The following is a 15342-nucleotide window of genomic DNA, read 5'->3' as shown; positions in this document are numbered from 1 at the left end:
AAATGATGTTCTTGATTACGTATTTTAAGGGTGTAAAATTACGTTTTTTTATCTGAATAGAAAAACGAAAAAGGAGGAACTATCCCGACAAATATCACGTTTGTATCCCAATAAAAAAGCGTAATTTTGGAGGCATTAATTTTTCACGCAATGAAATTAAAATACATCGCACTGTTGCTGTTCTTTTCAGTCCAGCTTTTTGGTCAGAAGATTACACCTGCGAAATGGTCATGGACTTTGTCGCCTGCTCAACCTGCTGTAGGGCAAGAAGCTGAAGTGATCTTTAAAGTTAGTATTGATAAAGGCTGGTATTTATATTCCTCAGATTTCGACAAAGAATTAGGTCCGGTTGTGACTACCGTGAGCATTAAACCCGGATTGGGTGTTGAAGCGATAGGCCCATTGAAGGCAATTAATCCGCATAGCAAGGAGGATAAAGAAATCTGGGGCGGTACCTATACCTACTTTACGGAGCAGGGGGAGTTTCGTCAAAAGGTTAAAATCACCTCGGAGAATTGGGTTATTGATGGGGCTTATGATTCCCAAACCTGTTCGAACGAAAGTGGATTGTGCGTGCCGATTAAAGGTAATTTCAAGATTTCAGCCAGCGAGGACTCAAAAAAAAAAGCCTCTGATGTAGCGGGAGGTGGGCTGATTGAGTTCTTTTTTGTAGCCTTGGGGGCGGGTCTTTTGGCATTGTTGACCCCATGCGTTTATCCTTTAATTCCAATGACGGTTAGTTTCTTCACCAAAAAACAAGGTGGGAAACGGCTTGCCTTTCTTTATGGCTTGTTTATCGTCCTAATCTATGTATTCTTTGGAACCATACTTGCCTTTTTTGCAGGGGCTAGTTTTGCGAATTTCTTAAGTACGCACTGGATCCCTAACTTACTATTCTTCGTTATTTTTATCTTTTTCGGGATTTCCTTCCTAGGTGCTTTCGAGATCGTCTTGCCTTCAGGCTTAGTGAATTCGGTGGATGCCAAATCGGATAAAGGCGGTTTGATGGGTGTGTTCTTTATGGCTTTTACCCTTGTTTTGGTTTCCTTCTCCTGCACGGGACCTTTGGCGGGATCCATCTTGATTGCTGCCTCCCAAGGGGTATTCTTGAAACCTATCATCGGCATGCTCGGCTTTTCTCTTGCCTTCGCTATTCCGTTTACCCTGTTTGCGATTTTCCCAGGATTTATGAAGTCCTTACCTAAATCGGGCAACTGGATGAATGAAGTGAAGGTCGTTCTAGGCTTTCTTGAAATTGCCTTAGCATTTAAGTTTTTAAGCGTAGCAGATCAGGTGTATCACTGGCACATATTAGATCGCGAGATTTTCTTAGCTATTTGGATTGCTATTTTCACGGCCTTGACACTCTACCTCTTTGGTAAGATATCCTTGCCACATGATGGACCTGCTAAGAATCTCTCTGTGCCAAGAACCTTATTTGCTACAGCCGTTTTAGCTTTTGTCATCTATCTAATTCCGGGAATGTTTGGTGCACCTTTAAAAGGCTTGTCGGGCTGGTTACCTCCATTGAGTTCGCAAGATTTCAAAGGTTCAAATGCTGCGAGTGTTTCCTCAATCACCAAAAGCGATCATGGCCAAAAGAAATATGCAGATTTCCTAACGTTGCCCTTGGGCTTGCAGGGATTCTTTGATTTTGAGGAGGCGAAGGCGTATGCGCTAAAAGTGAACAAGCCGCTGTTCATCGACTTCACAGGTCATGGCTGCGTGAATTGCCGTAAGATGGAGGAGAATGTTTGGTCGGACCCTCAAGTATTAAAACGCCTGCAAGAGAAATATGTGGTAGTTGCTTTATACTGTGATGACAAAACGGAATTAGCGGAAGACAAATGGTATGTTTCGAAAGTAGATGGACAGGAGAAGAAGACCTTAGGCGATCAAAACCTTGATTTTCAAATCACCCGATTTAATTCCAATGCGCAGCCGCACTATGTGTTGTTGGACCCTCGAAACGATGCCGCACCGATGGTGAAGCCCGTAGCGTTTGATGCGGATATCAATCATTTTGTATCGTTTTTAGACCAAGGAGTATCGATTTACCAAGCAGCTAACTAATGCAGTGGGGAGCCTATTTTGCGGTCATGGCCGCTTCGTCCATTAAGTTTGTCGCCGGACCCATTACCGGTTTTGGGATAGGTTTGTCGATGCTTGAGACCATCCTTTGTACTTGGGCGGGAATGATGACGACCGTTACGATCATGTTGACAATTGGTCGGTTTTTAGTTCAACAGATTAGTAAGCTACGTGTGCAGAAACCCAAATTGTTTTCTGGTCGTGCACGTTATGCCGTTCGTGTTTGGCAGCGCTTTGGAATCATCGGAATTGCTGTGATGACACCCTTGTTATTTACGCCCATTGGTGGGAGTTTACTCGCTCTGTCATTTAAAGTGCCAACTTTACGAGTTCTCTTTTTCATGGCTTTATCAGGTATTTTTTGGGCGATTGTCTTTACGGCAATGATGTACCAATTGACCTTTGTTCGTGAATTTTTAATCCAATAAGGGCACAAAAAAAGCCGGTCATCGACCGGCTTCGTATTTAATCTATATTGGTATTTAGTTTCCTTTCGAAATCTCTTTCCCTTGGAATAATTTCTCACGAATCGCATTCGCACGAACTTCTAATTCAGGCTTCGCTGTATACGTATTCTTTGTCTGAGCGGCAGCAGAATCAGGGTGTACACCGTACACATATTCATTTCCAGCCTGAACATCTTTTTGTTTGATGCGGTTGTTTTTTTGATAATCACAAGCGGTTGCTACGAAGGCAAGTGCAACAATTGGAAGTAGATTTTTTAATTTCATTGTTCTCTTTGGACAAAAATACGCTACAAAAGTAAGGCCAAATTTTGGTTTAAAAAAATTAGCTTTCTTCTAATTGATGAATTTTTTCAACTAGAAAAGCCATTAATTCAGCGATATAGCCTTGGCTAAAATCAAAAGATATTCCCGCTGTTGCATAGATTTCTTTCATCGGTTTGGTGTAGCCAAGACTCAAGGCGTTTAAATATTGATCCAAAGCCTTCGCAGGATTCGCGCAGTAATTTCTCCAAACGGCCAATGCCCCCAATTGCGCAATGGCATATTCTATGTAATAAAATGGCACCTCAAACAGGTGTAATTGTTTCTGCCAAAGTTTAGCCTTTGCCGTTTCTAAGCCTTTCCAATCTGTGATGGAATCGGAAAAGCGGGAATATATTCTCTCCCAAGCCTCACTTCGTTCTTCGATGCTATGGTTTGGATTTTCATAAATCCAGTGTTGGAACGCATCGATGGTTGCCACCCAAGGTAAGGTCTCCAAGATGTCCTCCAAGTGCTTTATTTTAGCTCTTTTGGCATCTTTCGGGTCTTCGAAATAGTGATCCCATTCATCCATCGTGATTAATTCCATACTCATCGATGCCAATTCTGCCACTTCCGACGGAAAATTACGGAAGGCATTCAAGGCTAAATCTTTCGTTAAAATGGAATGTACGGCATGGCCGCCCTCATGTAAAAGGGTCACCATGTCACGAACTTGCCCCGCCGCATTCATGAAAATAAATGGGAAGCCACTTTCCTCCAAGGGGTAATTATATCCCCCCGGATTTTTTCCCTTGCGGGAATCTAAATCAAAGCGGTCTAATTTGACCATTTCCTTCAAACAATCGCTCAAAAACGGATCGATGTTATGAAATACATGGATGGTTTTATCCAAAAGTTCTTGACCTGTTTCAAAGGGTTTCAAGGGCTTTCTCCCCAAAGTATCCACCGCCTTATCCCATGGCTTTAATTCCCCCAATTGGAGTGCTTTTTTTCGTTTTTCTGCCTGCTCATTGATAATCGGGACAACCGTAGCTGCCACCGCATCATGGAATTCAAAGCAGTCGGCCGGGCTGTAATCAAAACGTCCCAAGCTCGCAAAGGCATAATCTCGGTAATTCGCAAAACCGGCATTTAATGCTACTTGGTGGCGCTTTTCAACCAATTGATTAAACAATTCATCTAGTTTTTCTTTTATTTCCAAACGGGCGCTCGATACTTTTTCATAGACCTCATGGCGTTTAGATCGGTCAGTCGATTCAAAATACGCATTTGCTTGTTGGAGCGTTTTCTCCTCCCCATCAATCTCCACCATCAAGGCTCCCGTTGCAGCACCGTATTGCGTTTGTAAATTTTGTAGTTCAGTGAAAAGCGGAATGTTTTCCTCACGGAAAATCTCGATGGATTTCTTCATGCCGCGTAACATAATCGGATAGCCCGTTTCAGGAAGTTCCGCATGGAATGGGCTTTCAATAATCTTTTTATTCCAAGCATCATCATAGACGGATGCTTGCGGCATGATTTCGTTCACAAATTGCTGATAGCTTTTTTGATGTGCCTCATTCTGATTATCGCAGGACATCTTGATGTAGCGCCAGGCGAAGTTCTCCGACAAGTAGCTTTCCAATTCGGAGCGATTTTCGCAAAACTGAATTAATTCCGCCAGGGAATTGATTTCGGTTTGGCTTAGTTGTTCGAAATAGGGCAATACGCTTTCCCATGTGCTAAGTTGGAAGTCCTTCGCTAAGAATTTGCGTGTGATGTTTTGGGCGGATACTTGTCTGGTCATGAACGATTTTTTTTGTAAAAATACATCAATTTTGCCTAGCTTTAAATCTAAATTTATTCCTATGGCTTTACAAATTCCGTCAATTGAATTAAATAATGGCGTTCTGATGCCTCAATTGGGATTGGGGGTTTATGCCCCCCAGCAGCAAGATGAGGTTGGCCAAGCGGTCGAATCAGCCCTTTCCTTGGGTTATCGTTTAGTCGATGCCGCTTCGATTTATGGAAATGAACGGGAAGTCGGCCAAGCTTTAAAACAGTCTGGCGTGCCTCGCAAGGAATTATCTATTACCAGTAAGGTGTGGATGGATGATATGGGATACGATTCTACGCTTCGTGCGTTTGATAAATCCTTAAAGGATTTGGCATTGGATTACATGGATTTGTATTTGATTCACTGGCCGAAAGACCAACACCGCAAGGATACATGGAAGGCGCTGGAATCACTTTATGAGCAAGGTGTTGTCAAGTCGATCGGTGTATCCAATTATTACCAAAAGCATTTGGAGGAGTTGTTTGTTTATGCCAATGTCTGTCCAGCCATTAATCAAATTGAGTTAAGTCCATTCTGTTATTTGCCAGAGGAGTTAGCGTTTTGTCGGAAGAACCATATTCAAGTCGAGGGATATGCGCCGGTTGTTCGGGGTCAAAAAAAGGATCATCCGGTTCTTATCGATATCGCGCGCAAGTATGGAAAATCTACCTATCAGGTGTTGATTCGCTGGGTCATCGAACAGGGTGCCATTACGATTCCCAAATCCATTCAACCGGAACGCATGGTGGAGAATGCGGAGGTGTTTGATTTTAAATTAGATGAAGAGGATTTAGCGCGTATGGCCGTTTTATATGATAATACGCGGGTTGCCTGGGATCCTCGGGATTTTTAATCCCCTACTTACCTTTGGCAATCCTCCTCAGGTTTGCCAAAGGTAGTATGAAAAAAGGGGCTTACGCCCCTTAAAACTGATAATTTAATCTAGGTCAATCACCACCCCATCGCTTTTCGGATGGGCGACGCAAGTAAGGATATATCCTTTTTGAATCTCTCCAGCAGTTAAGCCATCTTCTTCATCCATCACCACTGTTCCTGATTTACATAGTCCCATGCAAGCCGTGCACATACCTGCTTGACAGGAATAAGGAATATCTAGGTCTGCCACCAAGGCTGCCTCTAAAATCGTTTCGTGTGGTTGGACCGTAATTTGATGCGATTTTCCTTCAAAAACCAAGGTGATTTCTCGCGCGATATCGTTGTCGGACTCAGCAGTTTCAACGGCCGGTGCCGTATTGAATAATTCCTTGTGTATTTGTGTGGATGGAACCTCAAAAATGGCCAAGGCTTTTTGTACCTCTTCCATCATTTCGAGTGGACCACATAAATAGTAATGCGCCTTCGCAATCTCGATACCCAACTCTTGTTTTAAATAATAGACAGTTGATGCTTGGTTGATTCGCCCTTTTAATCCTGGCCAATTCGCAGCGGGTTGGCTGATGACGTGTAGGACCGTTAAACGAGTCGAAAATTCCGTTTCAAGTGCATCCAATTGCTTTTTGAAGATAATTTGATCTTCATGGCGAGACCCATAAATCAAATGAATTTTTGATTTAGGCTCACGGTTTAGCAATGTCTTAATCATCGACATCAGGGGAGTTACGCCGGATCCTGCACCAATGAACACGTAATTTTTTGAGGCATCGGCATCGGGCTCAATGACAAAGTTTCCCATTGGTTCGATGACCTCTACGCTGTCACCCACCTTGATGTTATCGCAAAGGAAATTGGATACGAGTCCACCTGGAATGCGCTTCACGGTGATGGCCGGGGACATGTCGGTCGCCGGTGAAGAGGACAATGAATAACTCCGTCTCGGTTTCTCCCCAGCTATGTTTGGTATTACCGTCAAAAATTGGCCGGCAGCATAATGCAGGGTGTCGTGAATGGGATGCCAAAAATGGATGGTTTTCGTATCCTGCGTTTCTTCGGTAATGTCCTTTACGGTCAAATGTAAAAATCGTAAGCTCATAATTAGGGAGTATTTGGTACGATCCATTGGATGGTCCCCGCCGGGGATTCATTATGCAATCGGTCAAAGGCTGTTACGACAAAGCCATAGCCCGTTTGCAATTCTGATGGATCGATGATGTATTCGTTTTTTTGTCCTTTATAAATAATATTCGCGGGGTTTTCTAGCCCTCGAAGCCCTTCGCTCCGTCGGATTTTATAAACCACGTAATAGGCTGGAGGATCTTTATCCAGGCTCGGTTCGCCGGCTTGCCAGCGCATGGTCCATTTTCCCAACTGCTTTTGAAGGCTAACCTTATGCGGCGCAGTGGGTGGAATGCTATCTAGCCACGGCATAGTAGGAACAAGCGCCACATGTTTGTAATGTGTCGTTCGTAGACTATCTCGCCAGCCTTTGATGTTTTTCGTCAGTTGGCTCGAGCTAAAATAAATAGATCCTTTCACCTGTCCTAAACCCCGTGCTATGCTCAATTGTTTCGCTAGTTCATTCGAATTCCATTGGTCGGTCAGGTGGTAAGCCGCATGTCCGATGTAGATCGGTCTTCCGTATCCATGCTCACTCCACCAATTCGCTAATGGAGCGAAAGTAGCCACCTTGTGTGTCGTACCCCAATACAACTGGGGAGCTAAATAATCTAACCAGCCTGCTTTCGTCCATTTTTCGGTATCTGCAAAGAGGTCGTCATAGGACTGTAAGCCATTTCTAGTTGGGGAGCCATACTCCGGATCTGAACTTTTATGTCGCCAAATACCAAATGGGCTGATGCCGAATTTAACGCGCGGGTTAACCGATTTGATGGTCTTTGAAATTTCCTCCACCAGCAAATTGATGTTTCTTCTGCGCCAATCGGCTAAGCTTTCATTCGGAAATTTATATTTTTCATAGGCCTCATCGTCATCGAAATGGCCATTTTTGACGGGATAAGGGTAAAAATAGTCATCAAAATGAATACCATCGACATCATATTCTTGCACGATATTCATAACAATTTTGGTGATGTATTGCCGTACAGCAGGAATGCCAAAATTAAAGAGATGCTGGTTGTTGTAAACCACCATCCACTCGGGATGAAGTCGGACGATGTTATTCGCACTCAAAATATTTTTCGTCGACATGCTCCCACGGTTCATATTTAACCAAGCATGAAATTCCATACCTCGCGCATGGGATTCTTCAATCATGAAGGCTAAGGGGTCGTAACTTGGTTTGGGTGCTTGGCCTTGAATGCCGGATAGGTAGGCCGACCAGGGTTCTTCGCCTTTCGCATAAAAGGCATCTGCAGCTGTACGGACTTGCACGAAAAGCGCATTTATGCCCGTTTTTTGATGTGAATCAAGAAGGTCAATGAATTCTTTTTGCTGGGTATAGGCATTGTAGTTCCGTGCACTGGGCCAATCGATGTTTTGGACGGTGGCAACCCATACACCGCGCAATTCGCGTTTGGGTGATTGAGCAACCATTGAAAAACAAAGGAATAAACAAAAAAGAACCTGCCGACTTCTCATAAAGCCGCAATTTACCTAAAAACAATGATTTTTAAGCCTTCTCAATGGAGAATAAATAGCCGACTCCCTTTAAGGTTTTGATGTAGTATTCGGGGATTTTTTCGCGGAGTTTGCGGATATGTACGTCCACGGTACGCTCGACAACGTAAACGTCTGATCCCCATACTTTTTCCAATAATTCATCCCGGTTAAAAACCTTATTGGGATTTTTTGCGAGGTAGGATAGGAGTTCGAATTCTTTTTTGGGAAGAATCAAGGCGCGGCCTTCGAAGGTCGCTGCATATTGCGTACGGTTGATGACTAAGCCACCAATTTCTATAATTTCTTGATTCTCTTCGTTCGTCTCACGCTTGAGTAGCGCATTAATCCGACTAACTAAAGCTCGCGGTTTAATCGGCTTGATGATGTAATCATGCGCTCCTGCGTCGAAAGCAGCAACCTCGGTGAATTCCTCGCCGCGTGCTGTTAAAAATAAGATGATCGTATTTTTGAATTCGGGCATGCTTTTCATTTTGCGTGCCGTTTCGATGCCATCCATGATGGGCATCATCACATCCATAATAATTAGGGCAGGTTTGAAAGTCTGCGCGATTTCAAGGGCTTCCTTTCCATCAAGGGCTTTTGCCAATTGATAATTCTCTTTCGCTAAATTATATTCCAGTAGCTCAAGAATATCCGGATCGTCATCGACCAATAATATTTTCGCTTGTTGTAGCGTTTTGCTCATGGTTTTCCCCCGTTGGATTTTTGTGATGCAGCAAAGATAGATAGGCCTAAATTACGAAATTGTTAAATTTTCCGTAATTTGACTTTATAATTTTCAACAATGTACAAAGATACTCCTTACCCTTTGCGTTTAGCGGCCGTTTTAATTAGCATTGCCTTGGTGGTATTAGGGCTTTATCTTTTGCAGGACCTTTTGATCATTCTCTCCTTTTCAATGATATTAGCCATGTTGGTTTTGCCGATGTGTAGCTGGTTGGAATCGAAGGGGATGGCGCGCTCGTTGGCCATTACGATTTGCCTCTTAATCATGTTTGTGGTTTTGGGGTTAATTCTTCTTCTTCTCATAGGCCAAATAGCCGAATTTGCGAATGACTGGCCCTTGTTTATTAAGAAGTCGGAAAAGTGGCTAGCGGGCCTACAGAGTTTTCTTTCTCAAAATTTGAATATCTCGCGCAAGAAACAAATGGTGGAGTTTAGTAACCAGACCATTAATCTCTTGAAAAATTCAGGGACAATTATTTCGACTACCTTTGGTACCGTTTTGCATGGGCTTACGACAATGATTGTTGTACCTATTTTTGTCTTCTTCTTTCTGTATTACCGCCAGTTTTTTGCGGATTTTTTAACGAAGGTTTTTCCAACGACGGAGCCCAAAGTTTTACGGGGAATTATGCAGAAGACCGGTACGGTTGTTCAAAGTTATTTGGTGGGTTTGCTTGCTGTCATGCTAATCGTTGCTATACTTTGTTGCGCGGGATTCTGGTGGATCGGAGTTGAGTATTATTTGTTTTTTGGCTGCTTAACGGGTATTCTTTTATTGATTCCTTACATCGGAATTTGGATTGGGGCAGCCATCCCCATTGTTTTGACATTAGCCTCTTTAGGACCCAATTATGCGCTCGGCGTGATGGTTTGGGTGGCTGTCGTTCAGTTCGTGGAGGCGAATTTTATCACACCTTTGGTTATCGGATCGAAGGTAAGTATCAATCCCATGGTGGCTATGCTTGCTTTATTGATCGGTGAGATGATCTGGGGAATACCCGGTCTAGTCTTAGCCTTACCCTTAACGGCGATTCTCAAAGTGATTTTTGATCATGTTCCCGCACTGGAAGCCTATGGATTCTTATTGGGAGAGGCTCCCAAGCGGAATTAAAGGGAGAGAAGCTCTTTGAAACGTATGGATTGACGTCTCGAAATTTCGATTTTTTCCCCTTTCCCTGATAAGGTTACCTGCAAGCCTCCGGAGAACCAAGGTTCAATTTTGTCAATAAAATTTAAGTTGATGATGTGCTTCCGGTTCGCTCGGAAGAATACCTTCGGATCCAGGCGTTCCTCTAATGCATTTAACGATTTTAGTACCAAGGGCTTTTGGTCATCAAAAAATAATCGAACATAATTTCCCATGGATTCGCAAAGACGTACACGGTCCAAACGGACGAACCAACAACGTTCCCCGTCTTTCACAAAAATCTGGTCTTGCGCACCCAATACATGATGAGGCGTCTGGGATACCTTGACTTGTTGGACCGTTCTCTTCTCCAGCTTTTGAATACTCTCACTGAGGCGTGCTAATTCAATCGGTTTCAAAACATAATCCAAGGCATTTACCTCAAATGCCTTCAAAGCATATTCATCAAAAGCTGTTGTGAAAATCACCTCCGGTAAGTAGCCATCCCAGGTTTCCAGCCACTCAAATCCGGTTTTCCCAGGCATTTGGATATCCAAGAATAAGACATCTGGCTGAAGGCTCTCCAATAGCGTAGCGGCTTCATCCGTGTTCGCAGCTTCAGCAATAACCTCAATATGTGGAAAATTTTCCAATAAGCGTTTGAGTTCATTCCGTGCTAAACGCTCGTCGTCTACAATGATGGCTTTCATAAATGCAATTAAATTTCCTCAAGATAAGGCAATGTCACGGATGCACAGACTTGATTTTTGTTTAATGGTTGAAGATCGATTTGAGCGGTTTCTCCATATAACAAACTCAATCGATTTTGGGAGTTAATCAAACCAAGGCCTTCGGTTGGCTCTTTAGTAGTCTTCAGGTGCCCCGGATTTATCACACGAATGTACACGCGTTCCTCTTGCTTTTCCGCAGTTATTTCGATTATCCCCCCTTTGACGGACTTGGATATTCCGTGCTTAATACCATTCTCCACCAGCGTTTGTAATAACATGGGTGGAATCTGTGCCTTCTGACAAGATGGGTCGATTTTGATGGTCCATTCCAAACGATCTTCGTATCGAATCTTTTCTAAGGCTAAATAATCGGTGATGGTATCGAGTTCTTCCGACAACGCAATGGTTTTTTTGCGTTCGGTCAGTAATGAACTTCGAAGCAATTTCGATAATTGATTGATCCCCTTTTTCGCTTTTTGTGGGTCCTCGGTAATTAATGCCCGTACGCTATTGAGGGCATTAAATACGAAGTGTGGATTCATTTGAGCCCGCAGGACCTTACCTTCTGTTTCCAAAATAGCTCGTTCAAGTTTGTCATTTTCCCGTTCCATTTCCAATCGCTTGTTGGAGTATTGGAAGAAAAAATAAATCAATCCCCAAATGGCCAATGGCTTCAGGAAATTAAAAAAGATTTGAATGACAATAAATGGACTCAGACTCACGTCATACGTTTCTTGAAGAAATATGTAATCCAAGGGAATATTGAGTCCCATCAATAGTAATGCCATGATAATCAAGGCCAAAAAATTGAATTGCAGCATCCGCCAGAGGCTTAAATCCTGCCATCGATAGCGTTTAGTTATCCCTCGGTATTGGTGCGTCAAAAAAATTGCCAATGTAATATTTGCCATCGACGAGAATAGCCAGGCCCATTTCCAGCCATATTGGTTGGTGTATAACAAGGCCTCATTAAGTGCCCATGAGAACCAGCCGACAAATTGCAATGTCCAATACAGGCGTTTTCGTCTCATCGTTTACATGGAATCCGGTAAACCCGCAAGGTGTTCCGTATGGTTTTCTTTTAACGCGATAAATTTTCCTAATGTGTAATCGTATTGTAAATGGTAAAGGCAGAGGTTTTGGTGTCCAAAGCTATCCATTTCATGAAGCGGTTTTTCGAATAAATGTGTTAATAAAACGCGCATGGCACGCCCATGCATAGCAATTAAAATATGACGTTCCTCGCGTCTGGTTAGCATTAATTCAACTACCGGTTTCTGTTTCTCAAGTACATCCATGGGGCTTTCGCCTTCTTCCGAAGGAACATGAACGTCTCCATTGCGCCAAGTACGCACGAGATTTCGGTAATACTGATCATCTTCGTTGTTGGGAGTACGCCCTTCACGTATCCCCCATGAAATCTCATTGAGCCCAGCGTGTTGTTCCCAAGGAAGACCTTTGTCAATAAATCCTTGTACCGATTGATGGGTGCGTTTTAGTGCAGAGGTGTAGATTTTATTTATGGGAAGTTCTTGGTAGTGCGCAAAGAACGCAGCAGCTTGTTGGCGCCCCAATTCATTCAAATCCGCATCGATGCCACTTCCTTGTACCACCCCCATGCGATTGTAATCGGTTTCTCCGTGGCGAATTAGGTAAATGTCTTTGATGCGATGCATATAAATTGGTTGGATTGAGATTGAATTCGCTAAATAATTGCGATTTTTGCTGCACAAAAATACAAATATATGTTTAATACTTCCATAAGCATCGACGACATCAATGCCATGAGCCAAGGTAACATGCTTGGTCACCTGGGTATTGAGTTTACGGAAATTACCGCCGAATACATCAAGGCAAAAATGCCTGTAGACCAGCGGACAAAACAACCTTTTGGTCTTCTTCACGGGGGTGCTTCAGTCGTATTAGCGGAATCTATCGGAAGTATCGCCTCATTATTGGCTGTGCCCAATATGGATCAATATAAAGGAGTAGGTGTCGAAATCAATGCCAATCACTTAAAGTCGGCCCGCGGTGGTTATGTCATCGCGACCTGTGTTCCCCTACGCATCGGAAAGACCTTGCATGTATATGAAATTAAAATTCATGACGAGGCCGAACAATTAGTCTGCGCGAGTCGTTTAACTGTTGCGATATTGAAAATTGATTAATGATAGGAGCGGAATTAGATTGGTCAGGGATTTGGAATAGAGCTCAGGCGGATGGCCATGGTCTTGCCATGTGGCGTTTGCCGAATCAAGACCAACAATTCTTGTTGCAGGACCTCAGTGGCGGCCAAGTAGTGGACGCCCACGAATTGGAAAATTTAGGGGCCGGGTTCCTCGTTGGGCCATTTATCGGGCAGCCTTATTTTCTGAAAGCTAGCCATCTCATTTCCAAAAATGTGTCGTCTGAGAAGATTACGGCACCAAGTGTTTTCCGGCCAACAGAAGATCTTGAAAAAAGGTCCGAATTCATGGAACAGGTAGCCCGTTCCGTGAAAAAAATTGAGGCGGGAGATTTTCAAAAAGTCGTTTTGTCGCGTGTGGATGAACATGAATTGATTCCCCATTTCGATTTGCTTCATTCCTTCGATCAACTTTGTTTGAATTATCCGAGTGCATTCGTTGCAGCGATTTATGTCCCGGCATTAAAGGATATCTGGTTGTGTGCAACGCCCGAAACACTTGTTTCACAAGATGTACACGGCATTTTTAGAACGATTTCGTTAGCCGGAACACAGTCGGGACTAGATGCCGATGGAAATAAATTATCACCTTCGGAGGCTCGGTGGTCTCAAAAAGAAATCGAGGAGCAGGCTTATGTGAGCCGGTATATCATTGATTGCTTCAAGCGGATTCGTTTGCGGGAATATTATGAAAATGGCCCTAAAACGGTATTGGCAGGAAATCTGATGCATCTGAAAACGGAATATTCGGTCGATACGCGGAAGTATCTTTATCCGGGCTTAATTACCCAAATGCTTAATCTCTTACATCCTACCTCGGCCGTATGCGGCACACCGAAGGAGGCAGCTTTGGATTGGATTTTGCAAACCGAGAAGCATGAACGATTGTTGTACAGTGGCTACCTCGGTCCCATTAATTTAGAGGAGGCGACACATTTATTTGTTAATCTTCGGACGGTCCAACTACATGGAAATATCGCGCGCTATTACGCCGGCTGTGGCATTACGGAGGATTCAGATCCTTTAAAAGAATGGCAAGAAACGCAAATGAAATGCCAGACGCTACAACGCGTGATTAATGCTTCCCTTTAAGCTCTTCTTTTTGCGTGATTTGGCCTGTAATAACCACTTTGATGGTATCAATTCGTGCGTCCGTGGTCGTCAGAATTTGGAATTGAAAGGGGCTTAGAATGATAGTCTCATTCACCTCGGGGATATCTTCATATAAACTGATCAACATCCCTCCGAGGGTTTCATAATCCCCTTCTGGTAAATTCCAGGCATATTTTTCGTTGAGGTAGTCGATCTCATGGCGACCTGATAAAATAAAGGTATGCTCATCGATTTGCTTTTCAATCCAATCTTCGGAGTCATCGTATTCATCTTGTATCTCTCCAAAAATTTGTTCCATCACGTCCTCCATGCTGACTAATCCCGAGGTGCTCCCAAATTCGTCAACGACGATGGCCAAGGATTTACGTTCCTTGGAAAATTTAATCATTAAGTCGTTGGCCGCCATGGCTTCTGGAACAATGGGGATGGGAGTCAAGATGGATTGTAAATCTTTTGGTTTTTTAAACAGCGCTAACGAGTGGCAATAGCCAATAACTTCTTCTAGGCTCTCCTTGTAAACCAAGACTTTGGAATGCCCACTTTCAATGAAGGTTTTGGTTAAGCCTTCGATTCCTTCTTCCAATTCTACGGCAGTAATTTCAGTCCGAGGAATCATGCAATCACGCACCTTGACCTGCTTAAATTCCAATGCATTGTGGAAAATTTTGGTGTCTACTTCGTTCTCTTCCTCGGTGGAAATTTTCCGATTTAGATTTTGCAAGTAATGATTTAGATCGGTTAGTCCGAAGGCTGGTTTTTCCTCGGAATAGGTAAGGCGTAATACTTTGGTGATAAACCATTTGGACAGGCCTACCGTCACCCAAACAAGCGGGAACATCAAGGTATTGATTATCCATATAGGGATGGCCAAAAACTCTAAAATCGCGTCTGGATTAATTAAGAAAATACTTTTTGGCGTGAATTCGGACGTCGTCAAAATCAGAATGGTTGCAACCACCGAGGCCAATAAGCGCGCGAATAATTCATTCATCAAGGGGATGTATCCCAATATCAAATGGTGCAAATATTCCTCCATGAAAATGCCATAAGCCACAAGGGAGAGGGTATTACCAATGAGCATCGTCCCAATGAAACGCGATGGCGTCTTGTTGAAATGGGAGATAATTTTTGCACTAAGGATATCTTGCTTGGCCTTTAACTCGAAGTACAATTTGTTCGAGGAAACAAAAGCCATTTCTACGCCGGAGAAAAAGGCAGAGAAAACCATGGACGTAACAATTCCAATGATTTCGGCACTCGTAATTATATGTTCGGGGTCGTCCATG

15 protein-coding genes are annotated in these 15342 nt (G+C 43.3%); 6 read left to right on the top strand and 9 right to left on the bottom strand.

The annotated features are described in order from the left end of the window. Positions 1–150 precede the first annotated feature (150 nt). Together ACMH5P_RS06570 and ACMH5P_RS06565 are read left to right on the top strand one after the other, a co-directional pair. Positions 151–2073, top strand: coding sequence for a protein-disulfide reductase DsbD family protein (locus tag ACMH5P_RS06570; protein WP_459493548.1), 1923 nt, complete (start codon positions 151–153; stop codon positions 2071–2073). Beyond that, positions 2073–2519 (top strand): hypothetical protein, encoded by a 447-nt coding sequence (locus ACMH5P_RS06565; RefSeq protein ID WP_459493547.1) that lies wholly within the window; start codon positions 2073–2075, stop codon positions 2517–2519. The genes ACMH5P_RS06570 and ACMH5P_RS06565 overlap by 1 nt, the downstream gene beginning before the upstream one ends. Before the next feature lie 54 nt (positions 2520–2573). On the opposite strand, the gene ACMH5P_RS06560 is transcribed toward ACMH5P_RS06565, so the two are convergent. Continuing rightward, complete coding sequence (locus tag ACMH5P_RS06560) at positions 2574–2822, bottom strand: hypothetical protein (RefSeq protein WP_459493546.1); 249 nt, start codon at positions 2820–2822, stop codon at positions 2574–2576. Between the two features lie 58 nt (positions 2823–2880). After that, a complete protein-coding gene (locus ACMH5P_RS06555; RefSeq protein WP_459493545.1) occupies positions 2881–4608 on the bottom strand; it encodes a M3 family oligoendopeptidase in 1728 nt (575 codons plus the stop codon). 61 nt (positions 4609–4669) lie between these two features. Here ACMH5P_RS06555 and ACMH5P_RS06550 point away from each other — a divergent pair, with 61 nt between their 5' ends. Continuing rightward, the gene (locus ACMH5P_RS06550) at positions 4670–5491 is read left to right on the top strand and encodes an aldo/keto reductase (protein WP_459493544.1); all 822 of its coding nucleotides are present in this window, start codon (positions 4670–4672) and stop codon (positions 5489–5491) included. 84 nt (positions 5492–5575) lie between these two features. On the opposite strand, the gene ACMH5P_RS06545 is transcribed toward ACMH5P_RS06550, so the two are convergent. From ACMH5P_RS06545 to ACMH5P_RS06535, 3 genes are all read right to left on the bottom strand, one after another. After that, complete coding sequence (locus ACMH5P_RS06545; protein WP_459493543.1) at positions 5576–6628, bottom strand: 2Fe-2S iron-sulfur cluster-binding protein; 1053 nt, start codon at positions 6626–6628, stop codon at positions 5576–5578. Between the two features lie 2 nt (positions 6629–6630). Continuing rightward, the gene (locus ACMH5P_RS06540) at positions 6631–8088 is read right to left on the bottom strand and encodes a glycoside hydrolase family 10 protein (protein ID WP_459493542.1); all 1458 of its coding nucleotides are present in this window, start codon (positions 8086–8088) and stop codon (positions 6631–6633) included. Between the two features lie 76 nt (positions 8089–8164). Further along, entirely contained in the window at positions 8165–8860 is a 696-nt protein-coding gene (locus tag ACMH5P_RS06535; protein WP_459493541.1) for a response regulator transcription factor, read from the bottom strand. A 99-nt stretch (positions 8861–8959) separates the two neighbouring features. Here ACMH5P_RS06535 and ACMH5P_RS06530 point away from each other — a divergent pair, with 99 nt between their 5' ends. Next, positions 8960–10012, top strand: coding sequence for an AI-2E family transporter (locus ACMH5P_RS06530; protein WP_459493540.1), 1053 nt, complete (start codon positions 8960–8962; stop codon positions 10010–10012). Here ACMH5P_RS06530 and ACMH5P_RS06525 read toward each other — a convergent pair. From ACMH5P_RS06525 to ACMH5P_RS06515, 3 genes are read right to left on the bottom strand one after another with little or no spacing between them, the layout of a single operon-like run. Beyond that, the gene (locus ACMH5P_RS06525) at positions 10009–10737 is read right to left on the bottom strand and encodes a LytR/AlgR family response regulator transcription factor (protein ID WP_459493539.1); all 729 of its coding nucleotides are present in this window, start codon (positions 10735–10737) and stop codon (positions 10009–10011) included. The two genes, ACMH5P_RS06530 and ACMH5P_RS06525, sit on opposite strands and share 4 nt — an antisense overlap. An 8-nt stretch (positions 10738–10745) precedes the next feature. Next, positions 10746–11789 carry a sensor histidine kinase gene (locus ACMH5P_RS06520; RefSeq protein ID WP_459493538.1) on the bottom strand — a complete coding sequence of 348 codons (1044 nt, stop codon included), beginning with the start codon at positions 11787–11789 and terminating at the stop codon, positions 10746–10748. A 3-nt stretch (positions 11790–11792) separates the two neighbouring features. Continuing rightward, positions 11793–12434 carry a histidine phosphatase family protein gene (locus tag ACMH5P_RS06515; protein WP_459493537.1) on the bottom strand — a complete coding sequence of 214 codons (642 nt, stop codon included), beginning with the start codon at positions 12432–12434 and terminating at the stop codon, positions 11793–11795. A 69-nt stretch (positions 12435–12503) separates the two neighbouring features. Here ACMH5P_RS06515 and ACMH5P_RS06510 point away from each other — a divergent pair, with 69 nt between their 5' ends. Together ACMH5P_RS06510 and ACMH5P_RS06505 are read left to right on the top strand one after the other, a co-directional pair. Further along, positions 12504–12926, top strand: a complete 423-nt coding sequence (locus ACMH5P_RS06510) for a hotdog fold thioesterase (RefSeq protein ID WP_459493536.1) — start codon at positions 12504–12506, stop codon at positions 12924–12926. Beyond that, positions 12926–14035, top strand: coding sequence for a chorismate-binding protein (locus tag ACMH5P_RS06505; protein ID WP_459493535.1), 1110 nt, complete (start codon positions 12926–12928; stop codon positions 14033–14035). Before ACMH5P_RS06510 ends, ACMH5P_RS06505 begins: the two co-directional genes overlap by 1 nt. Here the strand turns inward: ACMH5P_RS06505 and ACMH5P_RS06500 are convergent. Further along, positions 14019–15341, bottom strand: coding sequence for a hemolysin family protein (locus ACMH5P_RS06500; protein WP_459493534.1), 1323 nt, complete (start codon positions 15339–15341; stop codon positions 14019–14021). The genes ACMH5P_RS06505 and ACMH5P_RS06500 overlap by 17 nt on opposite strands. Between the last annotated feature and the right edge of the window lies 1 nt (position 15342).

This window comes from Aquirufa sp. 5-AUSEE-100C1 (assembly GCF_054558655.1).
This window is presented reverse-complemented; position numbering and strand designations above follow the sequence as displayed.